General features: G+C 39.2%; 29 protein-coding genes and 1 pseudogene. 2 read left to right on the forward strand and 28 right to left on the reverse strand.

From position 1 onward, the window contains the following. From HFM85_RS14495 to HFM85_RS14535, 9 genes are all read right to left on the reverse strand, one after another. On the reverse strand, positions 1-332 hold a 332-nt coding region (locus HFM85_RS14495), incomplete at its 3' end, for an ABC transporter ATP-binding protein (RefSeq protein ID WP_173738937.1). Positions 333-472: 140 nt separating this feature from the next. Beyond that, positions 473-2,506 carry an ABC transporter permease gene (locus tag HFM85_RS14500; RefSeq protein WP_097783440.1) on the reverse strand — a complete coding sequence of 678 codons (2,034 nt, stop codon included), beginning with the start codon at positions 2,504-2,506 and terminating at the stop codon, positions 473-475. Positions 2,507-2,672: 166 nt separating this feature from the next. Then, positions 2,673-3,704: a sensor histidine kinase gene (locus HFM85_RS14505; RefSeq protein WP_118050872.1), complete on the reverse strand. Its 1,032-nt coding sequence runs from the start codon at positions 3,702-3,704 to the stop codon at positions 2,673-2,675. Continuing rightward, positions 3,701-4,393 carry a response regulator transcription factor gene (locus tag HFM85_RS14510; protein WP_118050873.1) on the reverse strand — a complete coding sequence of 231 codons (693 nt, stop codon included), beginning with the start codon at positions 4,391-4,393 and terminating at the stop codon, positions 3,701-3,703. The genes HFM85_RS14505 and HFM85_RS14510 overlap by 4 nt, the downstream gene beginning before the upstream one ends. 211 nt (positions 4,394-4,604) lie before the next feature. Then, the gene (locus HFM85_RS14515; RefSeq protein ID WP_243002453.1) at positions 4,605-4,742 is read right to left on the reverse strand and encodes a helix-turn-helix domain-containing protein; all 138 of its coding nucleotides are present in this window, start codon (positions 4,740-4,742) and stop codon (positions 4,605-4,607) included. Between the two features lie 249 nt (positions 4,743-4,991). Continuing rightward, positions 4,992-5,372 (reverse strand): mannose-1-phosphate guanylyltransferase, encoded by a 381-nt coding sequence (locus HFM85_RS14520; protein WP_118511413.1) that lies wholly within the window; start codon positions 5,370-5,372, stop codon positions 4,992-4,994. 53 nt (positions 5,373-5,425) lie between these two features. Then, entirely contained in the window at positions 5,426-5,758 is a 333-nt protein-coding gene (locus tag HFM85_RS14525) for a DUF3784 domain-containing protein (RefSeq protein ID WP_118571113.1), read from the reverse strand. Positions 5,759-5,882: 124 nt separating this feature from the next. After that, positions 5,883-6,299, reverse strand: coding sequence for a YjdF family protein (locus HFM85_RS14530; protein ID WP_015525019.1), 417 nt, complete (start codon positions 6,297-6,299; stop codon positions 5,883-5,885). Positions 6,300-6,547: 248 nt separating this feature from the next. Continuing rightward, positions 6,548-7,687, reverse strand: coding sequence for a hypothetical protein (locus tag HFM85_RS14535; RefSeq protein WP_118607977.1), 1,140 nt, complete (start codon positions 7,685-7,687; stop codon positions 6,548-6,550). Between the two features lie 551 nt (positions 7,688-8,238). Here HFM85_RS14535 and HFM85_RS14540 point away from each other — a divergent pair. Together HFM85_RS14540 and HFM85_RS14545 are read left to right on the forward strand one after the other, a co-directional pair. Next, complete coding sequence (locus HFM85_RS14540) at positions 8,239-9,108, forward strand: HNH endonuclease signature motif containing protein (protein ID WP_173738938.1); 870 nt, start codon at positions 8,239-8,241, stop codon at positions 9,106-9,108. A 14-nt stretch (positions 9,109-9,122) separates the two neighbouring features. After that, on the forward strand, positions 9,123-9,665 hold the full coding sequence (locus HFM85_RS14545; protein ID WP_118069966.1) for an SMI1/KNR4 family protein: 543 nt from the start codon (positions 9,123-9,125) through the stop codon (positions 9,663-9,665). 241 nt (positions 9,666-9,906) lie between these two features. Here HFM85_RS14545 and HFM85_RS14550 read toward each other — a convergent pair whose 3' ends face one another. The 19 genes and pseudogenes from HFM85_RS14550 to HFM85_RS14640 all read right to left on the reverse strand — a co-directional run bounded on the left by HFM85_RS14550 (position 9,907) and on the right by HFM85_RS14640 (position 26,537). Next, a complete protein-coding gene (locus HFM85_RS14550; protein ID WP_173738939.1) occupies positions 9,907-11,700 on the reverse strand; it encodes a DUF4209 domain-containing protein in 1,794 nt (597 codons plus the stop codon). 123 nt (positions 11,701-11,823) lie between these two features. Beyond that, a complete protein-coding gene (locus HFM85_RS14555) occupies positions 11,824-13,206 on the reverse strand; it encodes a DUF6034 family protein (protein WP_173738940.1) in 1,383 nt (460 codons plus the stop codon). 110 nt (positions 13,207-13,316) lie between these two features. Next, on the reverse strand, positions 13,317-14,576 hold the full coding sequence (locus tag HFM85_RS14560; protein ID WP_118392967.1) for a sensor histidine kinase: 1,260 nt from the start codon (positions 14,574-14,576) through the stop codon (positions 13,317-13,319). 2 nt (positions 14,577-14,578) lie between these two features. Then, positions 14,579-15,238: a response regulator transcription factor gene (locus HFM85_RS14565; protein WP_118039749.1), complete on the reverse strand. Its 660-nt coding sequence runs from the start codon at positions 15,236-15,238 to the stop codon at positions 14,579-14,581. Between the two features lie 335 nt (positions 15,239-15,573). Continuing rightward, positions 15,574-15,903, reverse strand: a complete 330-nt coding sequence (locus tag HFM85_RS14570) for a hypothetical protein (RefSeq protein ID WP_173738941.1) — start codon at positions 15,901-15,903, stop codon at positions 15,574-15,576. Positions 15,904-15,954: 51 nt separating this feature from the next. Continuing rightward, complete coding sequence (locus HFM85_RS14575) at positions 15,955-16,185, reverse strand: PF20097 family protein (RefSeq protein ID WP_173738942.1); 231 nt, start codon at positions 16,183-16,185, stop codon at positions 15,955-15,957. Positions 16,186-16,213: 28 nt separating this feature from the next. Further along, entirely contained in the window at positions 16,214-16,495 is a 282-nt protein-coding gene (locus HFM85_RS14580; RefSeq protein WP_173754697.1) for a hypothetical protein, read from the reverse strand. Between the two features lie 54 nt (positions 16,496-16,549). Further along, positions 16,550-16,783: a hypothetical protein gene (locus HFM85_RS14585; RefSeq protein WP_243873901.1), complete on the reverse strand. Its 234-nt coding sequence runs from the start codon at positions 16,781-16,783 to the stop codon at positions 16,550-16,552. A gap of 44 nt (positions 16,784-16,827) precedes the next feature. After that, on the reverse strand, positions 16,828-18,276 hold the full coding sequence (locus tag HFM85_RS14590; protein ID WP_173738944.1) for a L,D-transpeptidase family protein: 1,449 nt from the start codon (positions 18,274-18,276) through the stop codon (positions 16,828-16,830). A gap of 596 nt (positions 18,277-18,872) precedes the next feature. After that, positions 18,873-18,986: pseudogene (locus tag HFM85_RS16730) on the reverse strand (ATP-binding cassette domain-containing protein); the annotation flags it as partial. A gap of 176 nt (positions 18,987-19,162) precedes the next feature. After that, positions 19,163-20,653, reverse strand: coding sequence for a UDP-glucose--hexose-1-phosphate uridylyltransferase (galT, locus tag HFM85_RS14600; RefSeq protein WP_110103117.1), 1,491 nt, complete (start codon positions 20,651-20,653; stop codon positions 19,163-19,165). Continuing rightward, a complete protein-coding gene (locus tag HFM85_RS14605) occupies positions 20,647-20,997 on the reverse strand; it encodes a DUF2500 domain-containing protein (RefSeq protein WP_173738945.1) in 351 nt (116 codons plus the stop codon). The genes galT and HFM85_RS14605 overlap by 7 nt, the downstream gene beginning before the upstream one ends. A gap of 1 nt (position 20,998) precedes the next feature. Beyond that, the gene (locus HFM85_RS16735; RefSeq protein ID WP_110103116.1) at positions 20,999-21,178 is read right to left on the reverse strand and encodes an AraC family transcriptional regulator; all 180 of its coding nucleotides are present in this window, start codon (positions 21,176-21,178) and stop codon (positions 20,999-21,001) included. A 551-nt stretch (positions 21,179-21,729) separates the two neighbouring features. After that, positions 21,730-22,209 (reverse strand): hypothetical protein, encoded by a 480-nt coding sequence (locus tag HFM85_RS14615; RefSeq protein ID WP_173738946.1) that lies wholly within the window; start codon positions 22,207-22,209, stop codon positions 21,730-21,732. 280 nt (positions 22,210-22,489) lie between these two features. Further along, the gene (locus HFM85_RS14620) at positions 22,490-22,870 is read right to left on the reverse strand and encodes a DUF4825 domain-containing protein (RefSeq protein ID WP_173738947.1); all 381 of its coding nucleotides are present in this window, start codon (positions 22,868-22,870) and stop codon (positions 22,490-22,492) included. A 232-nt stretch (positions 22,871-23,102) separates the two neighbouring features. Further along, on the reverse strand, positions 23,103-23,435 hold the full coding sequence (locus HFM85_RS14625) for a DUF1648 domain-containing protein (protein WP_173738948.1): 333 nt from the start codon (positions 23,433-23,435) through the stop codon (positions 23,103-23,105). Between the two features lie 257 nt (positions 23,436-23,692). Continuing rightward, on the reverse strand, positions 23,693-24,025 hold the full coding sequence (locus HFM85_RS14630) for a DUF3784 domain-containing protein (RefSeq protein ID WP_179976621.1): 333 nt from the start codon (positions 24,023-24,025) through the stop codon (positions 23,693-23,695). Positions 24,026-24,406: 381 nt separating this feature from the next. Further along, a complete protein-coding gene (locus tag HFM85_RS14635; RefSeq protein WP_173738949.1) occupies positions 24,407-25,648 on the reverse strand; it encodes an ABC transporter permease subunit in 1,242 nt (413 codons plus the stop codon). Position 25,649: 1 nt separating this feature from the next. Beyond that, positions 25,650-26,537 (reverse strand): ABC transporter ATP-binding protein, encoded by an 888-nt coding sequence (locus HFM85_RS14640; protein ID WP_173738950.1) that lies wholly within the window; start codon positions 26,535-26,537, stop codon positions 25,650-25,652. Positions 26,538-26,655 lie beyond the last annotated feature (118 nt).

The raw sequence follows: 26,655 nt of genomic DNA on the forward strand, positions 1-26,655 counted from the left end.
TCCACCGGCAGGACGATGTTCTCATACACATTCAGAATAGGAACAAGGTTATAGTTCTGGAAGATAAAGCCGATGTTGCGGCGGCGAAAGATGGTAAGCTGTTCATCGTTCTTCTTTGCCAGTTCTTCGCCCCGGACGATCACGGTTCCGCTGGTGGGAGTGTCCAGCCCGCCCATCATGTGAAGCAGGGTGGACTTGCCGCTGCCGGATGTTCCCACAACGGCCACAAACTCGCCGTCCTCCACGGAGAAGTTCACACCGTCAAGGGCGCGGGTAATGTTCGGCTCTGTGCCGTAATACTTTTTCAGATCAATCGCCTGTAAAACGCTCATACTCAAAACTCCTTTCAAGGCTTTCTGCCTGTTGATAAGGCTATTGTAAAACCCAAATGTCCGCGAAATGTTACAGCGGCCAAAAAATTTCATTGAAAATCGGGGGTGAAATGCTACAACGCTCGGACATTTCAAAATTATTATTCAACTACCCTTAATCGAGCTACAATACTTGTTTTTCTAAAATAGCGAAACGAAACATGAGGAACTATAATCGCCACAACGCAAATAACAATTCCCTCTAATATCAACGGGAAAATCGTAGGCTGTATTGTAAACAGCCATAAGTCAGGTTGATTAAAGAAAGTAGGAAGAATTGTATTTGCAACAATAAGAGAGAGAGGTAAACCCATTACACAAATCAGAAATGCGTAAAACAATCCCTCCAATACGGTCAATTTGTTAATTTGTTTTTTCGTCATTCCGATGCTCTCTAATGTAGCAAATTCCCGTTGCCGGTTTATAATGCCCGTTATAATGATGTTGGAAAAATTCACAAGCCCGATACTTCCTAATAGAAACCCAATAAGGCCACCTATGATAAAAATAGTTTGTTTTAATCCATTCATAGTTTGTGCCAATGTTTCAGACGATGCGTATTCAACGGTAGGCAAAGAATTGATGTACTCGGTCGCTGGCAAAAAGTGTTCTTTTTCCACATCAAACACATAACTCATTATGGCTGGATTGTTATACAATTCCACAAACATCTCATTACTCATATAAAAAATAGGACAATCGCCGCCAACATCAGTGTAGCCAACATTCTTACCCGGAGATTCTACCAATGAAAAATCAACCACTGCACGCGCAATTACCGAAACCGTTTTATAAGGCAATCCATCTTTGTAAATGGTAACTTCCTGATTGAGCGGACAAAGAAATTCAGGAGATTCATTTGGGTTGATCGCTGAAATTTCTATAACATAGTTTCCACTTTCCAAATATGAGGTTAGTTGCTGTATATCTGTTTCTCCCTCAATGAAATTCAATTTAGGAAGTATTGATTTTTCTACCCCGTAAATATTGCAAAGAGGTCGATAATCAACACCGAGTTTTACTGGATAAGTTCTGCCATCAACCATACCACTTCGTATAAGGTGATTATCTTCTGTGTATTCGTCTAATACTTCCGTGACCAAACTACCATAATCATAAGTAACACTGACATCATCCAAAGTGTTTTTATAAATTCGACTTCCGTTCAGCACAGGAATATTATTTTCAATATCAGATATGATTTCATTACTAACAGAATCATCTTTAAATCGAAAACCTTGCACATTAGAAAATGTGTTTGGGCTTGCCACAACAAAATCAAATGAGGTAACAGAAGATACATATTTTTTAACATCAACACTATTTCCGATTGCGATTGCACTGTTTAGGAGAATAATGCAGAGTATCATGGATAAGACGATAAATATGGTACGCTTTGAATTTCTTCTTAAATTTCTCCATGCCATTTCTGTTATTCTATTCTTAAACGAAAGACGATTCTTGTTGGCACTATGATAATTGTCTTTTTCATAGTATCTAGTTGCCTCAATGGGCGAAATCGTAGCTGCAATTTTGAATGGTTTCTTTATACTCACCCAAACAGTAATCGCACTAAATATCCCGGCAACGACAAAAATAATAGGATTAAAACTCAAGTTCACAGAAAGATTGTGATACTCGCCTTTCATAAAATTAAGAATCCACGGAAGCATAAGTATTCCTACTATATATCCTAAAATCAACCCAATAGATATAGCAATTATAGACAGCCAAAATGCTTGCTTATAAACAATTCGCTTGATTTGCTTCTCCGTTGTTCCGATTGTTCTTAATAAGCCATATTTCTTTATTTCTTGAACAACAGAAATCTCAAAAATATTGCGAATGAGCAAATAGCCCGTTATTACAAAAATCATAATAAAAAACAGGGCTGCTATTATGGCAATCCAATTTACAGATGTACCAGTGGACGGGCTGGTTCCCCTAATTTGCAAAATAGTTGTCTGTATAGACTGGATCGCTCCAACACATAAAGTCGTTACAGAAGTAAAAAGCATTGATGTTAAAACGATTGCTATTACAGCAACAATATTTCGTAATTTGTTGGCTTTGAAGCTTCTTTGCGCCAGCTTCTTTGTAATGGCGCTGGTGTCATTTTCAAAAGGCCATGTCATAGTTGTATCACCTCCATATTTGATAAGGGTATTGTAAAACCTAAATGTCCGCGAAATGTTACAGCGGCCCAAAAATTTCATTGAAAATCGGGGTGAAATGTTACAACGCTCGGACATTTCAAAAAAAATTTACGGCGGGCAGCCGGAAATGGCCGTCCGCCGCATTCTATTTTGTCGGCAGCATAATGGAAAATTCCGAGCCCTTGCCCGGCTCTGAAACCACTTTGATATAGCCGCCTTGCCGCGTTACGATCTCGCGGGCCAGATACAGTCCAATGCCCACGCCCTGCTGTTCGTGTACTTCTTCCTCACGATAAAAGCGCCGGAAGATAGCAGCCTGATTACTTTCGGAAATGCCCTTGCCGGTATCGGCTACTTTGATCTCCACATACATTTCCCACGGTATCACCGACACCGTAATTTTTCCACCTGCCGGAGTATACTTCACCGCATTGTCCAACAGGTTAAAGAGGGCTTCGGATGTCCACTTGCTGTCATGGGAAAAGGTCAAATTCTCCGGGCAGTCCACAGATACAGCGATTTTCTTTTTTTCCGCTGCATACACGATCCCACTCATGGCTTGCGCCACGGTATCAAAGAGGCAGACCGGTTTCTTATTCAACTGGATTACGCCCGTTTCCAACCGTGAGGTTTTCACAAGAGCCTGAAAGAGAAAGTCCAGTTTATCTGTCTGGGTGCGGATTCCACGGATAAAATCGGTACGCTCCGCCTCGGTCATAGGCTTTTCCAGCAGGGTGTCCGTCGCCATTTTCAGATTGCTTACCGGCGTTTTTACCTGATGGGAAATATCCGATACAAGGGTTTGTAACTCCTGCCGTTCCTCGTCCACCCGGCGACGGTTCTCCTGCATGATTTGGTAAAGTCTCGCCAGCCGGTGCCCGATTCTGGCGAGCTGGGTTTCGCTGTCCTCTGGCCGCTGGGGTGCTTCATTTCCGGCGATCATGTGGTCTAAGGTCTGGCACAGGTCAGTGGTAAACTGCGACAGTCGCTTTCCAAACGCCTGCGTCAGTACAAAAATCCCTACAATGGCGCACAGCAGCAGCGCCCCGCCTGTCAGCAGCACCGCAATCTGTTTTGTCACAAGAAAAAGAGCTATGGTGATCCCGGACATGGAGAGGACAAGCTCCATTGCCACCCGGCCAAACAGCCGCTTTACCGAGAGGTTTTGAAACTTCATTTTGCCTCGCCTCCCGTCCATTGATACCCCATGCCGTAAACGGTCTTGATGTAGGGTGCGCCGCCGTCGGCTTCAATCTTGCTGCGAATACGGCTGATGGAGGTTGTCAGGGTGTGTTCGTCCACAAACCGCTCGTCTATATCCCACAGCTTTTCCAAAAGCTGCCCACGGGTCAGCACTTGCCGGGGATTTTTACGAAACAGGTTCAGCATTTTGTACTCCATCGGGGATAGAGTCAGGGGCTTGCCGTTTAAGGAAGCCGTCTGCTCCGAGAAGTCCAGAAACAACCGCCCGTCGTCGTAAATGTCCTTGGCCGGTTTGTGGTGTTCCAGCATGGCGAACATGGCTTTGATTTTCCGCTGCAAGGCCCCAATCACAAAGGGCTTTGTGATGTAGTCCACCGCGCCCACCTCATAGCCCCGTATCTGGTCGCTCTCCTGATCGTTGGCGGTCAGGAATATTACGATGGTGTCCGGGTGCTGGGGCTTTATCAGCTTGCACAGCTCAAAACCGTTCCCATCTGGCAGGTTAATGTCCAACAGCACTAAATCAAATTCCCGCTGGCGGATGGCTTCGGCTGCGGTTCTGGCATTTAGAGTAGAAGTCACGCCATAGCCGTCTGCGGTCAGGTTATAGGCCACCATCTTATTCAAAAAACTGTCGTCCTCGACAATTAAAATCTGCTTCATATCCTCACTTCCTTTGCTTTTTGCAGATAGTATAACAGGCAAATGTCCGAGAATTGTTACAAGGACAAATATATTTATCATATTACAGCTTTTTTATGTGTACTGCAATTTTATAAAAGAAAGGACAGCAGTATCATCAAATTGCTGTCCTTGCGGTTTATTATAGCTGGTAGTGTATAAGCGTGGGTTCATCATATTTGGTGTGGTATCTTTAACTATGGGAAACTCCTGTTTCCCATCTGGAAACTGTTCTTGCAGATACCCCAAACTTCTCGGCAAGCTGTTCTTGCGTAAGATTCTTTTCTTTACGACATTGCTTTAAAAAAGCTCCAATCTTTTTTGTATCCATATCTCTACCTCTCTTCCACTTACAGCTTACCAATATGCACCAAAATTACCACGACATAAAACGAGAATCCGTTAATTTTCAACCGGACATCTTATGTCTGGAATAAATAAACGGTATTTTCATACCGAAAACAAATACCTATAATCATTCCAACATTCAAACAAGAAGTATCTCTCGCCCAATGCGCTCGGTCATATGTGAGAATGTCACAATTTTTCTAAACTCAATATTGTAAGACTGCTGGCATTGCTATTTCTTTTCATTCAATAATTCTTTTACTCTTTTAACCGGAAATCTATCTTCAATATCAACTACTTCAAACAGATTTAATGGCAATTCCTTTTCACCAATCAGGGAAAGGTATTCATTAACAGCTCTACGATCAATCATAATCTTTCCATGTCCTGCCCAATGACGATTGCTCTCTTCCTTTTTCAGTCCGGAAATCCAATATTTATCACCATTCTCAATATCTATATAATTTGCATAGTTACCGATATTTTTCTGAAAGGCATGGTCATTAAAATAGATTGTTTTCTTACTTTTTGAAGTTTTGACATATCCAATCCATGCCGGACCATCATCAGAATATCCTGTTTTTAATTCAATGTACATCAAATTGTTAATCATTCTTATTCTCTCCTGATTCCAAATTTTGCAACATCTCAACTAACTGGAAGTTATTACTTTCTGCATAGCGTGTTTCCCAAAATGATAATTACCGCGACATCAATCAAAATAATTCCCAATGCAATATATACAAAAAATGCAGACAAAATATTTTCAAGCACGCCCATAATTAATGCAAGAATTGCTATAATAGACATTCCAATTCCCATTGTTCTGCATAACTTCTTTTCATCATATTTTTCCTTTTCTTCTTTTGTAGCTGTATTATATCCAGAAATAAACCAGCTTCCGTGTCCAGAAAGTAAAGTTATAGAAAGTGCAGCAAATATTACAAAGACAATCCACACTATCCAATCAGAACCTGTTGCTAAATCTGCTAATTTCATCTATATGCTCCTTGAATTCCAATTTTCTAAACTCTCAATTCCATCTTCTTGCCATTCAAACAAGAAGTATCTCTCGCCCAATGCGCTCGGTCAATTCCGATTTGAGTTAAAGCCCAAGAGGCTTTTAATGCCCCTTATGCTTTTCTCTTTTCTTTTGCTGTTTCAACTCAAACATTCGCTGTTCTTTTGCCTCTTTTTTCTTGCGATTTCTCTCTTTACGCTCCTGTTTGTTATGTTCCTGCTGTAACTTCAATGCTTGCTGCGATTTTGTGCCAATACCTGTCCCTATTGTCTGCTTTTTTACTTCTCGATGCATCCGTTTCGGATTTCTTTTTATATCCTTTACAACAGTTTCAACAGCCGGACTGAATTTCAAACTGAAATAGTATTGTTGAATATATTCCTGCACTTCGTAATCTTTTGGTTCTGCACCAAATATTACCTTCGCTACAGATAATTTACCATCCTCAATACGCTCGAATACGCCTACCCAAAATGGTTCTTCAAAATATACCGTCAGTTTTCCATTTGTTTTGTCCATAAAAATCCCTCCTAAAATGAATTGAACAAAGAATGGACAACCCGGAGGGGCAGGTTACTTACCCTATTTACATAGGACGGCTGGGCTACCTACCAGCTCTAGCATATCTTAAAAATATGCATTGCGTTTTTATCTTGTTTTTATCATATAAAGTGCAATATCACACAATATATCCTTACAATTTATATATTCTAATTCCTATAGTAAATCTATACAATCATCTTTTCCATTGATAGTACGAGACGATTTTAACATAATACTTTATCTGCTTTCAACACATAATCATGGGAACATATAATTCTGCTTCTCTGAATGATATCACCTCTAACAGAACAGTTTCCTTTTGCACAGCCTTCTATCGGTGTAAAATTTTCGCAGGAACCACATTTTCTGCGTTCCTTTTTCATTCCACGTCCATCGCACCGGATCATTTCATAACCAACAATGTATTTTTGCAATTCATCTTCCGGGATTGTCTTTTCGAGCTTTTCTCCTGCATCATTTCTCAGTTCAAAATGAATATCCTTGCCATTTATGTCTGCTTGCAAGGCTATATTATTATTTAAGAGACCTTCCTCGTTTAACTCATTGATTTCTTCACAATCCAGATTTTCAATAAATTGCAAAATATCTTCCATTATGTCCACAGACAAGCCATATCCTCCAGAGCTGTATTCATAGAATATATTTCCATAATAATCGCCTTCTTTTAAGGTTATCGCAATCACATAGTCCCTGGATTTGTAATCATCAGATAGATCATGGTACATTTTTGTCTTCTCCTTATACTGATATCTGTTCTGGTTTTCTTCCCTATACTTTTCATTTTTTATTTTATCGACTGCATTTTGTTTTTCTATCTTTGCTTCCATTGCAGCATAACCATTTTGCTTAAATTTTTCTATCAGCTCGTCCCCATAACAATCACGAAATTCTTCTCTACATTTCTTTAATGCATCCAGTTGTGTAGATAAAAACTCATCAAAGAAGCTTTCCGGAATATGTAGCCTGCTTGAAAATTGTCTTTTTCTCTTTGGTATCGTTCTTTGAGTGCTGGCATATCCCAACACTCCCATAGACACATCTAACACCCCTGCTAGTTCTACCGAATTTAATTCATATACTTTTTCAATCGCATCATAAATATTTATTTCTACACCGACTCCCTGTTCATCCTGTTGTAAAAGATCCAGAAATTTTTCATAACTTATTTTACATCTATCATAAGGTCCCTTAATATACCAAGGTGCTTTTTTCGTAATCTCCGTATAATACTCCAAAGAAGCTTCCCAGTCATCGCACTCTTCGTCTTCCTTACATGTGCTATACATACCACACACACCATTAGAGTCAAATCCACAAGTTTTGCAAGTTTTGTCAACCCTCATACTGATCCCCTCTCAATCCATCAATACTTTTTTGCATAGATAAATTTTTTCATCGAATTCTTTCCTTGTAATTATACACTTTTTCTGATGATATTACTATCTGCATGGATATTTGAACTTACTATTGAACTCTTCTTACTGAAAACTATAGATACTCAATTTGAACATACGTTTTTGACAATTACATTGTATTTCAACCCGAAGATTCTTATTGTCATTCAGTGTGTTTATAAATGAATTTTATTATATATTCATAAAATTTTATACTAAAAACTTCAAAATAGTGATACTATATTTATACTTAGATTAAAAAACCAACAACATATACAACGTCACCTTTTTTCTTTCCAAATACACTCTTTTGGGTTCAATTACTCAATTCTTACTGTAACTACTTTTCTAGTGATATTATGTTTTTTCATAATAATCTCTATACAAATCTTATAAATGCGCAAAAAACTATTGAAAAAAACATAAAACGTGCTATAATTGCTCTCCGTTGTTGAACAAAGCGCTAATTTGACAGCTAAATATTTTTCGGGAGGACAACTATGCGTAAAAAAAACAAATTAAGAATAATACTCATGTGGATGTTATCGCTTACATTGATATTAAGCGTCAATTTTAGTGTTTTTGCCTCAAATCAAAATATTACTCAATCTGATATAAAAATATCCTCATTACATGATGAAGAGGGATTATCTTTAAATGCTACATCTTTAAGCACTGACTCTGTAAATCTTCATAATAGAAAAAATGCCTCTTCTTTAGCTTCCAGAGAACAGGACGTTGTCGGTGAGTTTACATATCATACTAATTATCTTTATGTTGACGGAAAATTACGTTATGGTTTTGTTATAGACTCTATGATTGGAGAAAAACCTAAAGTTCTCACTGTTCATTTCACACTACGTCATGGATCCAATATAAAACAAGTAACAGCTAATACAAATTTAGGAACTGTAACTTTTAAAAGTAGTGAAATAAGAAAGGGACAGGTTAAATATGTTACTACCGCTGCTAATACAATGTTTTGGAAATTAAATACTTCCTTTAACGCGGTTATGGCTGATGGCACTTCTAATCCTGGTGCAAACGGACAAATAACTCCTATTTTAACAAATAAAAAAGGACAAATCTTCCCTCAATATGTTGATCCCGTATCTAAAAAAGATGCTGAATCTACAATTAGCACCACTTGGAAAAAGCTTGCGAAATCTCCTACATGGAATGGAAGATCAAAGTATATAAAACAATATGAAGAAAAATATGGAAAACAGCCTTCTTCCTTCTGGTCAAGTGTTCAAATTCATCATATACGCCCAAGACAATATGGAGGTGCATTAAATGATTTTAATAATTTAATGCCCGTCAAAACCGAAAGCCATAGAGCAATAACTTCTTGGTTTAGAAATTATTAAGGAGAGAGTACATAATGGAAGATGTAAATGCAATACACAGAATTTTCAAAAATTTAAAATATGAGATGGATAATAATGGTTGGGTCTATCAATGGCATTTAGGTGATGAGCCTATAAAAGTAACTCATAAATTTTACCCACCTGTATCCTCCGAAGAAATTCAGTTATTTGAAAAATATTTTCCCAACATGAAACTTCCCGCTTCGTATAAAGCCTTTTTATCTTGTTCAAATGGAATGGAGCTTTTTTGTGGAGAAGAGGGTAGTTCTCTAGTCAGCTGTACCATCTACTCTTTAAAAGAAGCTCTTAATCAAAAAGAGGTTTGGAATAATACACCCATTTTATCTGATCCAGAATTCACCTATCATCTTCCCATTCTTTTTCTGCAAGATATAGGTGATATAACCATGGATTTACAAGCTGTATTAGAAGGTAGAGAAGATTATTTATGTTATCCAGCTCCTGACACCGATCGTTTTAACCTTCCTTTTAATGAGTGGTTGGAGCGCTATATTGTATGCCAGGGACATGAATTTTGGTTTTTCTTAAATCCGTAACTACCAAAATACTTTCTCTATATTTTTATTTAAAAATATATGTTTATGAAAAACACTCTGACTACTAATAAGTTGGAGTGTTTTTATAATTCATATTATATTTATAGATTTACTCTCAGTGCTACACATTCCGGGGGTTGAGGCCGTCCCCAAAGTGCGTTTTGATATCCAAACGCTATGCTTGCCAGATACTTCCGAACACTTTTTAAGGAAACCATACCATCCGTCCAACCATTTTATATTAATTCTCATCCATATTATCTTTCTTCTCCATCAGCTGTTTCAGCTTTTTATTTATTTTGCTTCTATTCTCCTCCTGTAATTTTCCGCAGAATAGATAGCAAAATTTCAGTGCAAACCACCAGATATACAAAGCTTTAAAGCTCTGGAATGCCTGATCATCCAGCATTCCATGTGCCACATTGTTGCGCATGTTAAATCCAAATTTTGAACAGAAAATCGTATTTAAAGCAAATATAAGGTCTTCATCCAGGCTTTCTTTTACTCCTTCCAATTCTAAGACAGCGTGCATTGGTTTTACTTCTTCAATCTCTTCTTCATTCATGTTGTAAACAGGTTCTCCACATTCCACTGCCAGATATCTTACTGCATTTTCTATCTGTGGAATCAGGATACTTAGCGCCGTCAAAAAATCTCCTGAAAAGCCAAACATAAGACCCTTGGTATACGATTCTTTTCTCCCCTCCGGAATCGCACAACTTACATCTACAATCTTTTTTACATCACTCTCTTCGATCACAAATCTGGAACGAATATATTCAAACGTATTTCTCACCAGAATCTGTGCAAAATAATCCATCTCCATGGCTGCTGTCCGCTCCATATTATCCTTAAGCGCACCTTCATCGATTGTTCCATCAGGCTTTTTCACAGGCCTGCTTTTAGCAATTAATTTTCCTCCTTTTCCAAGGATTGCCGCTGGAAATATCGTGTTCAGGATCCCAGTCCTATTTAATACTTGATTCTTTACCTTTTCTCTTACCGGAATCGGAAGAAATGAAGCAAAATAACATAATGCCTCTTCTTTATCAAGATCTTCCAGTTGGCGGAACAGTTCTTTTACAATGCCGCTGGCATCCTGTTTATCACTCCATACCATCATCTCCGAAAGGGAAGCTTCTTCTATCTGTGCTATTTCCTGCAACAGTGCCTTTCTTTCTTCTTCCGTACCCTGTATGGTCTTTAACAACTGAATAACCTCTTTCAAATAGTGAATCTTTCTCATTAAATTTCCTTTAGAAGAGGCCCCGGCATATTCAGCCTCCATCCGGATAGCCTGAATCTTACGTCTTCGTATCGCAATCAGTTTAGGTTCAGTAATACACTTTTTCTTCTGCCAGTTATTTTTTCTGCAATAGAGTTCTTCCAACAGATCACAAAACTTACCAATGAGCGGTGCATCACAGCTATTATCATCGTAAGTTTTCAAGATATTTTCCACATAAGGGATCAGATATCCTGTATCCACTTTTTCCTCCATGGCAGTTTTTATCAAATATCCAATTTTTGCGTGGCTGCTGTTATCATACTCTTCTAATACTTTTATCAGCAGATTCTTTCGCACCTCTTCATTGATTTCCTTGCTTCGGATTTTTTTAGAGATAAACAAGATCCGGTTTATAGCCATGATATGATCTGCAAATGCACCGGTGTTCTTCAAGTGTTCGCAATAAGCCGTTTCTGCTATTTTAGCATTTGAAAAATCATTTTCCACAACCCATAAAAAATCCGATATCTTTGCCTTGTTGATCGGTGCGATGGGATAGCTTCGGATTTCCTCCAGCAATGCCTGATACTCTTCTCTATTTATATCTTTCCGATTCCAAATGCTGCGGGCATAGGAAAACGGTACGTCTTTAGGCGTATCAATCCATCGTTCCACAATAATATCCACCAGAAGATTCCTGAATTCCCCATCCATCGGTCCGCAGAAATCTGTCAGTGCTTTCTCTGCCGTTTGAAAATTAGGTTCTTTTAAAATCTCTGCGATCTGCTCTGCCATTTTTTCTGCCATACATATTCCTCCAACCTTTTTCTATAGGAAAAGTATAACGTATTTTTCTTTTTCCTGTAAAGCAGAAAGACCTGAAAATCCAGGTCTTTCTGTCATCATTGCTTAGAAATTGAAATTCACACTCTATTTTATATCCTTGGAACCCATAGAAGCCGCCCATCCAGCCTGAATCCTTTGTATTACGCTTCCATTCCGTGCATCGATCGTAAGGAGTGGAACACCTGCAGCATCCATCGTCACGTCTCCTATGACCGGTCCATCCTCCCCATTTCCGTACTCATACTCTGGCTCTTTGGATGTCCAGGTTCCATAAAAATCCCACACCGGGATCAGGACTGCTTCGGTATCGCTGCCTTCACTGTCTGGCATGCACATATAACCCAGCTGTACCTTTGTTATGGTTATCTCCGCACTCTGTGCATCAATGGACGGATAACGGTAGTGGCTTCCTCCATCGACAGAGATCAGCCGATTCTTGTCTTCTGTCATGACCTGCAAAGTGATCGTTTTTTCAAAGATATCCTTGACCTCATCAAAAGGAAGTAGGAACAGCCTTTCATCGGAAGCATTCGATGCTTCTATGGGATTTCGGTGCAGAAAACTCTGAAGTGTCCCACTGCAAAAGTCCATCGTCAGTACTTCATTTTCCCATCCTTCAGACTGTCCTTCATGAAGTGTTCCATCTTCGTTTTCCCATTCAAGAGCCTGTTCATTAACAGGCAGAGAGGTTTCCCTCACATAATTAACCGGAACCCCGTCTATCATCCGTTCAAAAATGAAGTCATCTTTTTCCAGGGTAGTGCTTCCTTCAGTAAGTGCTTTTGAGGAACTTTCAAATATCTCCCAGTTTCCGGACACAAGACCTGAAACCTTCTCCTTTGCTTCCTTTTCAGATACTTTCCCGCTTCCTGCCTTTATATAATTTTGAAAGCGTTCTTCCCTTTCTTTTTTCTCACTCGATTCCAGGGTCATGTCTCCACAATCGTCAAAGATAAACTTCGCTATCCCAAATCCGAGTTCCTCCACATCCGATACCTGCTCACTCTGTGTATAAGAATACCGATAGGTCAGTCCATCTACTGTATATGTCCCCGCCTGTTCGTTCTCATTCTTCTCTTCCTGCATGGGCTGTCCTTTTCCGAATGTGTCTTTTATTTTATTCTGTTCTTCTTCAGGAATCGCCACCCTTTTTACTTTTTTTAAACAGATTGCATCTACATCCGGGACTTTTACCGGTGCATCCGCTGTCAGGGTAAAATTCATCGGGGTTTCTTTATCCTCCCGGTCCGCTGATCTTAGATCTGCTTGGATTGTTGTCTGGTATGTTTCCGGTGCCTGAACCTGTTCGGCAACGATTTTCTGAACTGTCTCCTTTTTCTCTTCTTTTTTCTGTTCTGTCTGATCCTTTTCTTCCACAACAGCAGACTGGACAATACGGTCACATCCGGATAATGTCAAAAGATTCATACACAGAACGGCTCCCATAAACATTTTTATTTTCTTCATCCTTTTTCCATCCTTTCCTTTCGGTATTAAAAAAGGTACCCTCTTCTTATGAGAAAAGAGTACCATATTGCTTTGCCGATGTATTCATCAAGATGTAAACAAATTGTAAATCAGAAGATGGCTCTTACCGTGGTCCCCTCTCTCTGTCTGCTTTCGATTTTCAAGCATCCACCATGGATTTCAGCCACCTTCACACAGAGTGCCAGCCCAAGTCCGGATCCGCCTTCTTTTCGGCTTCGTGATTTGTCCACCATATAGAATGCATCTGTGATCTTTCCCAGTTCTTCCTCCGGGATCCCCATTCCGGTATCCGACACCTCAAAGATCTTTTTTCCAGCTTTCTCATAAGCCTTTACCCAAATGCTTCCACCGGCATCCGTAGCTTTTAGGGCATTGTCGATCAGGTTTATCAGAAGGCTTTCCATCAAGGCCGGATCCATTTTCATGGAAAAAGCTTCACATTCCATCTTGAGATGCACCGCTTTCTTTTCTGCCTGTTCTTTTTCCATGTCTATGACATGGTTTAAAAGGTCACCTGCCATGGTCATTTCCATCTGTATGGCATGGTTCTGATAAAGCCCCAGCATCTGTAGCATCTTCCCAGAAAGAGCCTCCAGGCGTTTTCCCTCCCGGTTGATATGTTCCAGTGCCCGGTCTTTCTGTTCATCTTTCAGCTTTACATGGCGCAGGGTATCCGAATACCCGATAATGGACGTTAACGGGGTACGCATTTCATGGGAAAGTGCCCCCATGAGCAGCTCCTGTTTCTCTGCCACTTCCTGTAGCTTCTCCATCTGTTCCACGGTTCTTTTCATCATCATATAAATAAAAAGTCCTGCCATCAGAAACACTGCCAGATAGATTCCGGCAAACCAGACAGCGGTCTGCCTCAGCTCTGTGAAGAGTCCTGTGACTTCCCGGACGGAGAGGACTTCGTATCCTTCTGGTTTAGATAAGGCTACTTTTTGAAGAAGAAGGTATTTCTTCCCCAGTTTCTGTATCTTATAGGCATATGGATCTTTTTCATTCTTCAGACCCAGATTTTCAATCCCAACCACTTTATAATCTGTCAGGTTTTCAATAGCGGTACTACTTTTCTTATCGATCAGCGCCATGCCGGACCCACAGCATCGTTGAAATTGAAATCCCATATAGGCCTTCTTTCCAGTCTCGGACATCTGCTCATATTTGCTGTTATCCCAAAATTGTTCCAGGAGTATCTTGCCATTTTCCAGCTGTCTTCCGTAGGTCTCTGCAGCATTATTGAGGCTTCGTTTTCCTGTGATATAAAGACTTAGCGTTCCCACTGGGATCAGGGCACATAATAGCGTTACCAGCATAAGAAGTACCGTTCGTTTCCACAGCTTCATCCTTATTCCTCCAGACGGTATCCAAGTTTCGGGATCGTCCTGATCTCATCATAAAGTTCCAGCTTTTTTCTGAGCTGTCCGATATGGACATCCACCGTCCTGCTTTCTCCCAGGTAGTCTTCTCCCCAGACCCGTTTTAACAGTTCTTCTCTTCCAAGCGCAATGTTCTTATTTTGCAGGAGCAGCACAAAGAGGTCATATTCCATTGGCTTTAGGCTTACCGGAAGCCCGTCTTTGTAGACCTGATGGCTTTGCATGTCCACCAGGATGTTCCGGACCGTTAAGACTTTCTTGGCCCGTCCCGTCCTCTCCAGTACCTTCTCAATGCGTACCAGAAGTTCCAGCATCTCAAAAGGTTTTACCATATAATCTTCCGCACCCAGCTTTAATCCCTTCACCTTGGAAGCCACATCATCCTTTGCAGTCAGGTAGAGCACCGGAAGCTCCTTCTTTTTAAAATCCTCCATCAATGCAAACCCGTCTTTTCCCGGCAGCATGATATCCACTACTGCCAGGTCCGCGTCCTCCTGCCATAAGAGCAGCCTCTGGGCTTCTTCCCCATCATACGCTGCCACAGTCTCATACCCTGCTGCCTCCAGGTTCATGCACAGCAATTCTGAAATTGCACGGTCATCTTCTATCACCAAAATTTTATTTTTCATTCCCGTTGCCACCTCTAACGCTTTTCTATAGTATAGTTTCTTATATCCCAAGTCTACATTGCATTTGTTCTTGCCTTCTCATCATTTATACGTATCAGGGCACGATAATGTGACCAGCTCAATTGTTTAAAAAAATCTGTCCGTCAATTTCACAATAAGTTTTACCATAGTAGAATTTACTGCTGTGCTTAAACAATGCTGGCAGACATAATGGAATTGCGAATGGAATGATAGATCTGTTTCTTCATTTTGATTTTTTTATAAATTATAATCCATGTTCTTTACTCATTGTATTGAACTGTCAACTATATTTCCTTGAATTTTCAAAATTGAAATTACTGTTCTTCTATTGAATCAATATTTTCAATCCGCATCAGCTTAACTACCTGTTTATCTTTTTTCTCTGTATAACAAATTTTTATCCATTCATCATCTGCATCTATAATCTTGCAGGATAATTCAGTTTTTCCAGCAAAACTAAAAATGAACTCTGATCTGATAATACATTGTTTTCCTACGAGATCATTAATCAGCTTTGACATATATGCCACTCCTCTCTGTTTTTTCTCCAATCGTTTTACTTTCGTTTCCAAACGCTTTACTTTTCCCGGATACGCTGAATAACAAAGCATCAGCAACAATGCTACAATTCCAAACCATTCCATCTCTTTCTCCTTACAGCATTTTCACATTCTACAAGTCGTAAAACTTTATAATTACTCTTCAGCATCCATCCACATCAATACTTTTTTACAATGCGGACAATGCCATGCACGTTGTTCTGCTGGATATGGCAGAACAGTAACAGTTTTTCTGGAAAAAAATCCTTTTATGCCTGTTTTCTTTTTTTCCGTATCAGCCGTAAATTCATATGAATGTGATCCACCTTGTGCATAGCCTTCTACTGTCCTTTGTTCCATTTCAGTTCCACAATCCAAACATTTCATAATAATTATCCTTTCACCGTACAGTTTATCACTTACATTTATAAAATTCCTGAAATCCTGCTATGAATGATAAAAGAACTATTATAATGTATGCAATCCTAACTACTGAATGACTGGTTGTCCAACTGTCGATGGCAATCAAAGTCCACATAATTCCCTGAATTATCTGTATCGCACCATTAATTTTAAAGTTATTTTTCTTCTTATATCTTGTAATCAATAAAACAAGATATCCAATTAACACAACTATCAACAAAATTAACATCATTATGCCTACCTCCTTGAAGTGATATTTTGCCATCCAAATCATATCACACTCTCCGTCATATTTCCATTTCAATTTGCTCTATCAAATCACTCCCTGTCATATTTCCTGATGGCTTGCTTCTGTAACCAGCATCCTCTTGCTCTTCTCCTGCAAGGTTTCCTTTGCATCTTCATCAATCGAATAGATCTCATTTATCTCGATTTTTTTCGGTTCCCGGTCAAAATAGTCAAAGACTTCTTTCCATATCTGGACGGAACATACACACTTTTCTTCCATGAAATTATTGCTGATAATTATAAAAAAAACAGAAGACCATTTAAGATCTTCCATTTTATAAACAAACCTCTATATAAAATTATATATCCTGCCCATTTTTAATAAAAACAGACAATCGGCACACTTTCGTCTATCCTATTATAAAGTTCTGCCGCTTTGTCCGCCGGAAGATTAATACATCCATGGGATCCACCACCTTCTCGGAAACGATTTCCTCCAAAATATGGCTGCCATGAAGCATCATGAAATCCGATCCCCCCATTAAAAGGCATCCAGTAAGTTACTGGTCTTTCATATTCATATTTCCCATTTTCCAACATCTTTCCTTTCAGCACAGATGGACTTTTCTTGTAATACAGTTGAAAAATTCCCGGTGGTGTCTGCCGTTCTGCATACTGCATATCTCCTGACACAATATCCGCTTCCAAAATGATAGAACCATCCTGATAGTAATATAAATGCTGTGCAGACAGGTCCACTTCAATATACGTGCTACCTATATCATTCATTCCCCGTGCATTTGCCCGCATAGCGTATACCGGTTCCCGGTTTATCTGTACTCCTGCAATCATTTCCTGCATAATGGTTTCTATTTCTTTTTCCTGATCGATCTTCCATCCATAAACGGAACTATACACCTGAACAGTACGTCCGTTTGTTGTGCAAAATTCCCTCTCTGTATTTACGGTATCATGTGTGGCAGCCAGCTGTGCCACATATTCTGCCACACACTGTCTCAGTTCATCCTCATTTTTTTGCAACTTTCCTCTTTCATCAAAAATAAGCCAGTTTCTGATCTCGTCTCCCTCCAATGTTACCGTTTCTTCTCCAAATATATATACGATTTTGGTCCGGATCAGATTTTGGCATTCTTCCAATGAATTTTTAAGATCTGGATCATCTTTCATTACTGCCGCTTTTACATAAACAGCCGGACAGCTATTCAGGTCAATTGTTCTTTTTTTGCTAGCAACCGCTTCTGACAGTGCCTGATAAGCTCCATTGAAATCCAGGGTATTCCCTTCTGTTTCCGGTACGATTTCAAACTTCGAATCTTTATAAGCTACATAAGCATCTTCTGGTGCTGTCTGATTCTCTTTTTTTACACATTCCAGTTTTTCCAGCTGTTCTTTTAACTTCACTTTATCATAGGTCATATTTTCCTTGGCTGTATAATTTTGCTTTTTCCAAAATCCCTGAACCCATTTATATGGTTTTTGTTCATCCAGATATTGGGAAATACTGCCATCCGAAACATAACGATATCCGATCAATTTTCCATTGATACTCTGTGATTTCAGATTTCTTGCCTTTACTTCCAGCAGATAGTCCTCTGCTTTTTTAGCAACCGCCTGTTCTGTCTCTTCCGATGTTTTTCCAGAACAGTTAATTCCATTGATCGTTGTTCCCCGAAAAAATCTGTCTGAATAGTAATAAGACATTCCTGCATAGCCAGCCATAGCAAAGAACACTATGATGACAGGGATTATTATCCACATTTTTTGCTTTCCATTATCCTTACCGGTTATCTCTTTTCTTTTTCCCATCCATGCCCCCTGTTTTTAACGATAAACAGCATTCAGACAAATTTTTTAAATCGTCTGATTTTAATATCTCCGATTTAATAAAAAATAACCAAGGCTGCTGAAAAAAACATTTTCTTTTACAAACAGTAAGCTGATTTCTACAAAACATTTTTCCGCTGTTCTTTTACGGATAGAAACACCGCATCATCATTTATCTCACATTTAACACTTTTGGGGTTCTTTCAGACACTTTCCTTTTTCTCTGTGAACAGAACCCTGAAAACAGGAAAAAAAGGCTGCCGTGACCGGTCAGGGATTTTTCATCCTAGACTGATTCATGACAGCACCTAATCAGATCTCACTTATTTTCTTCTATACAAAATCGCTTCATCATACCCGAATGCCCTTTTTCCATTCACTTCCATGGTCTCGGACACTTCAAACCCTTTTTCCGAGAAACGTTCAGGAACTCCTGCCAAGCAAAACGGCAGCTCTAAGTTGTATTTTTCCAAGAGTTTCCGGTTCCATAAAATGTCCTGCACAGATCCATCCGCTACCAATTTCCCTTGGTTTAAAACCAATACCCGGTCACAGGTTTCCAGTACCAGATCCAGATCATGGGTTGCAATGATCTTTCCCTTTGCAGGGATCAGTCCCAGCATTGCCTTCATTAGCGTAGACTTCCCTGCACCATTGGCTCCGATCAGACCCACCTGTTCTCCTTTACTGATATGGCAAGTTTGTTATATTCTTTCTCTGCATAATAAAATTCCCCATGGAATCCCCGCAATTCCATACTTTCGTATAATGCAACTGCCCGATCCATGCTTCTTAAGAGTAGTTGCCCTAAAAAAATGGGAGGTTTCACTTACCTCCCATTTTCCAAAGAATCCTTTTATTTCAATTTTTATAATGTTTCAAGAAAACGCATGAATGCTTCTCTTCCCTCGGTCGTACATTTGTATACTCCTGCATCTTCCAGAACGTGGGTAAATACGATTCCAATCTCTTTCTGAAGAATGCCATGGATGTTTTCTTTTGTGATTTCCGGATATTTCGGAAGGAACTTCTTAACCCACTCTGCATGTTTCTCAATCTGCTCATTTGAAGAAATATCTTTGCCTTCAAGAATATACTCTTCCAAAAGTTCCATCTCACCTTTTAATCTGGCCGGAAGAACTGCAAGTCCCATAACTTCGATCAGACCGATATTTTCTTTCTTAATATGATGATATTCTGCATGCGGATGATACACACCCAGCGGATGTTCTTCTGTTGTAATGTTGTTTCTTAATGTCAGATCCAATTCGTAGATATCCCCTACTTTACGTGCAATTGGTGTAATTGTATTATGAGGCTCTCCATTGGTTTCAGCATAAATAAATGCTGCTTCATCCGTATAACCTCTCCATACTTCCAGCACATGTGTTGCCAGATCTACCAAACGGTTAGAGTCTTTATGACGAATACGAAGTACAGATAACGGCCATTTTACAATTCCAGCCTCTACATCTTCAAATCCCGGAAGTACCACGTGCTGCTCAATTGGTGCTTTTGCCATTGCAAATGTATAATGTCCACCCTGGAAATGATCATGGCTTAAGATCGAGCCGCCTACGATCGGCAGATCTGCATTAGATCCAAGGAAATAATGCGGAAACAGTTTTACAAAATCAAACAGTTTAATGAATGCATTTCTCTCGATTTTCATTGGAGTATGCTGGCCGTTAAACACAATGCAATGCTCATTGTAATACACATACGGAGAATACTGGAATCCCCAAGGAGTATCATTGATTGTGATCGGAATAATCCTGTGGTTCTGCCTTGCCGGATGATTAACACGTCCTGCATATCCTTCATTTTCCGGGCAAAGAAGACATTTCGGATAGCTTCCGGATTTTACATTCCTTGCCGCGGCAATTGCTTTTGGATCTTTTTCCGGTTTGGACAAATTGATGGTAATGTCAATCTCACCGTATGGACTGTCTACCTTCCACTTTTGATCCTTCTCTACGCGATATCTGCGGATATAATTGCTGTCCTGACTCAGTTTATAAAAATAATCGGTTGCTTCCTTTGGGCTTTTTTTATATTTATCCCAGAATTCTTTTTGCACCTGGCCCGGACGCGGCATCAGACAGTTCATTAATCTGGTATCAAATAGATCCCGGTATACAATACTGTCTTCGATCAGTCCTCTTTTTACAGCTTCGTCCAGCAATTCGCCCAATGTTGCTTCAAGATTAACAGGTTCCTCAATGCTGTCCGGTTTCTCATAGTCATCCTCATGAAAAACGTCCAGCAGAAGATTTGTTGTGTAATTTCTTTCACATTCTGGTGTCAGACCTGTTGTAATCCCATACTGTACCAGTTTTGCAATGCTTTCACTTAACATTTTTCTTCCTCCTGTGCTTCACTTTTAAATTTATATTTTTGGTAACATATATACCGATTTCCCTGATAAGTCAGCATACCTCGATCGCCTTTTTCCAATTCACGAAAATCTCCCTGTTGCATTTGAAATTCCATCAAACTTCCATCTGTCATCTCAAATACAACGCGAAACCAAGGTACATGTGCTTCAGACTGCATATGGGTATAGATTCCTTGCTTCTTTTCAACTACAGTCGCATCAACAGATTCAACTGCCGCACTACTGTTATTGCTGAAACTTAACAACATTTTGGTAAATACAAACATCATGATTATGAGTGCTGCTATACAGATTATAAATGCCATCCTATTTCTCCATTCCAGATATTTCATCCTGGGTCTGACTTATATATTGTTCACGATAAAGATTCCGGTATTCCCTTGACGTTACTTTATATCTTTCACGAGATACCCGGTTAAATGTCCTTTGGCTCTCAACTCCTGCATCTAGGCAAATGTCTGTGATACTCTTACCAGTACATTCCAATTCATCTCCTGCAAGTTCTGTCTACTTTTTCTTCCCATTTGGCAAGTAATATACGTCTTCTGATATTATAATGTGCTTGTAAGATAAAGAAAGGAGGAAAACGAAATGAAAAGATTTAAAGCATACATCAACTACCTTATGAACTTCTATGCCAACTACTTCAGAATTTACCGCTATATGTAAAGGACACTCCTGCCATCACAGGAATGTCCAATACGGAAACCCAGTTTCAATGGTTTCCCTTATTATACTCTAATTTAGTTGCATTTGTACATGAACAGGATTCTCGAAAACATAGACAAAATTGAACAGAATTATGAAAATACTCTTACCACATTTTTTGATTTGTAAACCACTTATTAGCAGACGGATCCGCCAATGCTGAAAACGGATTAGCCGTTTTCCTTTCAGCTTTCAATTTATCTAATTAATAATCTCTGAATTTCCATACATCTGATGGATTTGCATTTTTCATCCTCAGCATTCTTTGAAGCTGCTCTTCTGCAAACCACAGATCGTGCAGTATTTTTCCGAAATATAGAGGCTAGATATCAGATCGCTTCATCGCAATTATAAACTGTTGATTTACCAAGATCATTTACATATACGGTAATCAAGTCACCTTTCTTAAGATCCGGCTTTTCCCATACCAAACGGCTTTTATGATAATACACTTTATCATGATATGTAAAACTATATAAAATCCTGTATGGAATTTGTCTTCTATATCTTGTGTATTTTTGCAAATATACTTTTTCTACCAAACCCTTCACTTTTGTACCATTTTCGATTAATTGTATATGTAATTTATCAAGCTTTGCAGTATAAATTCCAAGAGCAACACTTATTATACACAAAAGCACTCCCGCTATAGAAAACACTGTTCCCAACATGTCTGGATTCTGAATGCCTGAGTTTACTGCTGGTTTTAATATCCCAAGAAAACTTAAGACACCGGAAACAAGAAAGAATATTCCTATCCAAAAAAAGATAACTCTCAATAAATCTTCTGTATAGTTAAGTTTTTTCATATTTATTCCCCGTCTTTCTGCGAAAGACACCAATGCGTCATGAGACATATGCATTGCCTTTCACTATCTAATACACTTTCCCTCTGGTATTATTCTTTATAAGGCTGATGAATATTTTTGTTCGGCAAAGCCGCCCGTCCCGGAATGGTTTATTTGTTATGCTCTATTTTCTCGGGTAACCTCTACTTTTTTGTTTCAAACTTGTCCCTCCAAATATATGTTTCGCTTTCCTATTTTTCTTACTATATAATAGCAGACTAAATATTAACCACTGAATGATCTACCGTTCATACGATGCAATGATTTCCTTACTATCCGCTATTTTATAATCAAGCGTTTCCAAATTACCAATCAAATCAAATGTCATATCCGCATTAACTTGCAATTCATCTTCAATCTTAACTGCAGACGGCTCAACTTTTAGAAATACTGTTAATCCATAAGGCTTCGTTTCAGACTGTATCTGTATGCTATCATAAGAATATCCTTCCGGATACTCTTGCACACTTACAATATTTATAACATTCGAAGAATCTCCTACATAATCTGTCTTGTACTGTGACAGGTCAGGAATCTCGTACAGTTCTTCTTTTCTGCCACATGCAGAAAGCAATATTGCTGATACCGTAAATAAAATAATTGGAATTACTTTTTTCATCATGAACCAGCTCCTCTTCACACTTTGATATAAAACAGCCTGTCCAATGAACCAGAAACTGCCATATATTTGCTTCTTTATTTATAGATCAGCCTTTAAAGTATTCTGACCACAAAGGCTGATATTTACAGTAACAATGCTCCTTTTTCATCTTTTTACACAGGTTCTACTGTTTTTTACGACATTTTGCGCGTTTCCTTTTTAGTCCTTGTTTTCGCTATACTCAAGTAGTCATTTAGATAAACGAAGCATAAATCATAAAAATTTCTGCAATCAAAATAATTCCTAAAACACAATCAATCATCAGGTTATATTGACCATCCGTTAGCCAGGTCTTCGAATGCATCAGAACATACTTTACACTTTTTATACCACTCAAGATTGTAACAGCCAGAAGGAGTATCGGCATTAAAAAAATTTCTATCTTATTACCAAAGTCATCTGCGACTCCATTCCCAGCAAAGTGAACGGGAATAATCTCCGGTAAGAAAAAGAAGCTTATTATTACAATCGCAATGCCAGCGATGCAAATTCCCCATGTTAATTTCCTGCTGCTTATACCATCCATAACAGTGCCTTCCTCCCATATGTCAGATACTGGTACTTACTCAAATCCATCTAATAAGCTTACTTTTTGAGCAATTCTATAACAACCCTGCATGTAGCTACTGTTTGCATCAGAAAAACGAAAGCACACACATATTTCATTCCAAATTTCAGAGAAGAGCTCCCAATCAGTCCAAAGCCTATGCAAGTCGCCCCTATGCTGAATATCAAAGCCAAAATAGAAATAAATATTCTATATTCTTTTTTCATATCCCTTGCCTAAATGTTCTTTTCTATTTTTTCTCGTTTCTTACGTTCTTTCATCAATAAAACAAATTGAACTGTCCATATTACGCATGCTGCCAGACACCCGACTCCACTATATAAAAAATCTATGGCTGCCCCGGCTACAAATGGCAGTGCCATCCACATCATCCGATTTCCATATACTCTGCACATTTCTTTTTCATCATACTGTTTTCGTTCTTCCTTAGATTTCATATTATAGCCAGACAAAAATGCAACGGCCTTTCCATTTGATTTTACAAAGCAGATTCCGAATAAAAACATAATCACTGCCATTCCCAAATCAAAGATAACACAGATTATCATTGCAGACACCTCACTTCCCGCTCTGGCTATCAAATAAAAAAAGCCAAACACAACAGTAAAACTTATTATGTTTGGCTAGGTCAACTTGTTATTTTTTTATCACTTCTTATGGTTGTATTATACTATATATTTCTCTATAGTAAAACAATTTTTTATATTATTTTTTATTTTAATATTATATTTCTACTTTCATCAATTTTTCAGATATTTCCAACGCATAAACAATGCTATTAGCTACAATATTTCCGGAAAATTCATCATAGGTTTGTGTTGCCACAAAGAAACGCTGGCTCTGAAAATCAAAGCCGTCGTTTCAAAGTGTCTGCTTTTTCTTTTGCCGTCATGCGGCAGATAATCAATTCATTCTATTTTGAACTTCTTTTATGCTACCTGATGTCTGCAATAGGAATGAATCGCCAAGAATGTAAACACAAATAATTCAATTCCTGCCGAAAGCAAAATAATTTGCGGTGTCCAGAAACTCATTCCACCGATATTCAGATAATTGAAATCTGCAAGCTGAGAAAGGAAATTGTTCTGCATACCAATTCCGGCAGATGGAAGTATGGTAGAGAGCCATGTTGCTCCCATCGCCACATAAGCAAAAAGCGGCATGAGAAGAACTACAATAGAGATCAGCAAAACTGTCAATGTGTCTTTACATTTTGCAGACAGGAACAACGTGCAACTAACCGTTGCTAATACAGAAAGTAAGCCCGCTGCTGCGAGAATTATCTGCAACTGCCCCAGATTGATGTTTGGCAGATTAATGATAGAGTATCTCATCTGAAACGATGTTTTTAAGCAATCCGTCCCGAACGCTGCATCTAAAATCAGAATGTGTACCGTGATCCCGACAAGGAAAGTAACAACGAAAAGTGTAAATGCCGCCAGAATTTTGGTAATTGCTAATTGTTTATGCCCGTATTTGGTGGTTCGCAGGATGCTGTCACCGCCCGTTTGATATTCTCCGGCAAAAGTAGGAGCTGCGATTGCCACACACAAAATAGCAAGGAACAAAATATAAAACTCAATATAATCAAATGCATCTTTAGAAATTCCAGAATGAAGATAAAATGGCGTATCAAGTTCTGAATATTTTTCAAGAGCTTTCTGTTGTGCGGTTTCGTTTTCTCTTTGCTCATTCCGCATGACATCCTGTAAATGTTCTGCGCACTTTTCATAATAGGCTCCGTCAATGTCATTCGGGTCAATATCCATTAAATCAGCACCAATGCCTGTTAATGGATCAGCAAACGCTTCGGACAGACCCATCAGCAAGTGACGGAACGGGACGATTTTTTCAATATATACAGCCAGAGGAAAGCCATCTTCCTCGACCGGCCCATATTCTCGAACGCAGCTTTGATAAGTTTCCAAAGCCGATTTGATCCTATCCGGGGTCACTTTACCAGCGGATGTTTTATATAAATCTTGTTTGTACTTGATAGCTGCCAAGCCATCTAATTCTGTAACCGTGCCATCTTCGTTTGGACGGTTAATACCCTCAAATGAAATAGGCAGGTATGCCATGGCTACGGAAAGCAAAAGTGCGATTGCAAGTAAAATCAGGGTGCGCCGTGACTTCAAAATACGTTTTAGTTCAAGTCTAAAGAGTCGCATATTATCTGTCCTCCTTTTCCAAGTCTGTCTGCGGTAACAACCACAGATACAGATCTTCCAATCGCGGCTCCGTTGTAACAGACCCATCAATTTCCGAATGTTCGGACAGATAACGAATAGAAACCTGATTGTGATCTTCGCCTCGCTGATTGATAATGCGCAGTCGCATTTCGCATTCCGGCAGCTTTGAGGTCGGAATTATGCAATTCCAAACCTTGCCCTCAATCCGCTTGACCAGTTCTGCGGTAGTTCCGACATCAACAATTTCTCCGGCTTTCATAATTGCGTTGCGCGTAGAAATATATTCTATGTCAGATACGATATGGGTGGAAATTAACACGATTCGATCATGCGAAAACTCGGAAATGAAATTCCGCAGACGCACGCGCTCTCCGGGGTCAAGTCCTGCTGTCGGTTCGTCCATGACAAGTATCTCCGGGTCGTTCAACATAGCCTGCGCAATACCAACACGACGCTTCATGCCGCCTGACAGATTGGAGATTTTTTTCTTTTTCACATCGGAGAGGGAAAGAAAGTCCAACAAATGATTGATCTTTTTGGTAGTTGCCCTTGTAGGAATACCTTTCAGCGCAGCCATATACTCCAAATAATCTTTGACCGTAAAATCCCGGTGATACCCAAAATCCTGCGGCAGAAAGCCAAACTTGCTTCGGTAGACTTCACCTAACTCTCGAATGTCTTTTCCGTCATAGTAAACCGCTCCGTTGGTTGGTGTCATAATATCAGCAATCATGCGCATGAGCGTGGTTTTCCCTGCACCATTCGCTCCCAAAAGTCCCCAAATGCCGGGAGTCAATGTCAGATTGACATCATTTACTGCTGTTTTGTCTTTGAACTGCTTGCTTAAATGCTCTATTTTCAGTTCCATGCTTACACTCCTTTCTTTTGCTTCGGCTGAACAATAAAAAGCCTTTGTTCGATAATCATTGTACCGAACAAAGGCTTTTCAATCTCAAAAATTACACGCTTAAATTCCTAAGGTATTC

This window comes from Blautia schinkii, from assembly GCF_013304825.1.
GTDB classification, from domain to species: Bacteria; Bacillota; Clostridia; order Lachnospirales; family Lachnospiraceae; genus Blautia_A; species Blautia_A schinkii_B.

Bases quoted from the DNA above. Each gene is read 5' to 3' on its own strand.
- HFM85_RS14565 (WP_118039749.1), bottom strand. From the start codon at position 15,238: ATGAAAAATAAAATTTTGGTGATAGAAGATGACCGTGCAATTTCAGAA.
- HFM85_RS14550 (WP_173738939.1), bottom strand. From the start codon at position 11,700: ATGGCAGAAAAAATGGCAGAGCAGATCGCAGAGATTTTAAAAGAACCT.
- HFM85_RS14520 (WP_118511413.1), bottom strand. From the start codon at position 5,372: ATGATTAACAATTTGATGTACATTGAATTAAAAACAGGATATTCTGAT.
- HFM85_RS14635 (WP_173738949.1), bottom strand. From the start codon at position 25,648: ATGCGACTCTTTAGACTTGAACTAAAACGTATTTTGAAGTCACGGCGC.
- HFM85_RS14620 (WP_173738947.1), bottom strand. From the start codon at position 22,870: ATGATGAAAAAAGTAATTCCAATTATTTTATTTACGGTATCAGCAATA.
- galT (WP_110103117.1), bottom strand. From the start codon at position 20,653: ATGTTAAGTGAAAGCATTGCAAAACTGGTACAGTATGGGATTACAACA.
- HFM85_RS14590 (WP_173738944.1), bottom strand. From the start codon at position 18,276: ATGGGAAAAAGAAAAGAGATAACCGGTAAGGATAATGGAAAGCAAAAA.
- HFM85_RS14585 (WP_243873901.1), bottom strand. From the start codon at position 16,783: ATGGAAGATCTTAAATGGTCTTCTGTTTTTTTTATAATTATCAGCAAT.
- HFM85_RS14580 (WP_173754697.1), bottom strand. From the start codon at position 16,495: ATGATTTGGATGGCAAAATATCACTTCAAGGAGGTAGGCATAATGATG.
- HFM85_RS14515 (WP_243002453.1), bottom strand. From the start codon at position 4,742: ATGGATACAAAAAAGATTGGAGCTTTTTTAAAGCAATGTCGTAAAGAA.
- HFM85_RS14530 (WP_015525019.1), bottom strand. From the start codon at position 6,299: ATGGACAAAACAAATGGAAAACTGACGGTATATTTTGAAGAACCATTT.
- HFM85_RS14570 (WP_173738941.1), bottom strand. From the start codon at position 15,903: ATGGAATGGTTTGGAATTGTAGCATTGTTGCTGATGCTTTGTTATTCA.
- HFM85_RS14640 (WP_173738950.1), bottom strand. From the start codon at position 26,537: ATGGAACTGAAAATAGAGCATTTAAGCAAGCAGTTCAAAGACAAAACA.
- HFM85_RS14510 (WP_118050873.1), bottom strand. From the start codon at position 4,393: ATGAAGCAGATTTTAATTGTCGAGGACGACAGTTTTTTGAATAAGATG.
- HFM85_RS14605 (WP_173738945.1), bottom strand. From the start codon at position 20,997: ATGGCATTTATAATCTGTATAGCAGCACTCATAATCATGATGTTTGTA.
- HFM85_RS14575 (WP_173738942.1), bottom strand. From the start codon at position 16,185: ATGAAATGTTTGGATTGTGGAACTGAAATGGAACAAAGGACAGTAGAA.
- HFM85_RS14545 (WP_118069966.1), top strand. From the start codon at position 9,123: ATGGAAGATGTAAATGCAATACACAGAATTTTCAAAAATTTAAAATAT.
- HFM85_RS14500 (WP_097783440.1), bottom strand. From the start codon at position 2,506: ATGACATGGCCTTTTGAAAATGACACCAGCGCCATTACAAAGAAGCTG.
- HFM85_RS14615 (WP_173738946.1), bottom strand. From the start codon at position 22,209: ATGAAAAAACTTAACTATACAGAAGATTTATTGAGAGTTATCTTTTTT.
- HFM85_RS14625 (WP_173738948.1), bottom strand. From the start codon at position 23,435: ATGGATGGTATAAGCAGCAGGAAATTAACATGGGGAATTTGCATCGCT.
- HFM85_RS14505 (WP_118050872.1), bottom strand. From the start codon at position 3,704: ATGAAGTTTCAAAACCTCTCGGTAAAGCGGCTGTTTGGCCGGGTGGCA.
- HFM85_RS14630 (WP_179976621.1), bottom strand. From the start codon at position 24,025: ATGATAATCTGTGTTATCTTTGATTTGGGAATGGCAGTGATTATGTTT.
- HFM85_RS14540 (WP_173738938.1), top strand. From the start codon at position 8,239: ATGCGTAAAAAAAACAAATTAAGAATAATACTCATGTGGATGTTATCG.
- HFM85_RS14560 (WP_118392967.1), bottom strand. From the start codon at position 14,576: ATGAAGCTGTGGAAACGAACGGTACTTCTTATGCTGGTAACGCTATTA.
- HFM85_RS14555 (WP_173738940.1), bottom strand. From the start codon at position 13,206: ATGAAGAAAATAAAAATGTTTATGGGAGCCGTTCTGTGTATGAATCTT.
- HFM85_RS14535 (WP_118607977.1), bottom strand. From the start codon at position 7,687: ATGAGGGTTGACAAAACTTGCAAAACTTGTGGATTTGACTCTAATGGT.
- HFM85_RS14525 (WP_118571113.1), bottom strand. From the start codon at position 5,758: ATGAAATTAGCAGATTTAGCAACAGGTTCTGATTGGATAGTGTGGATT.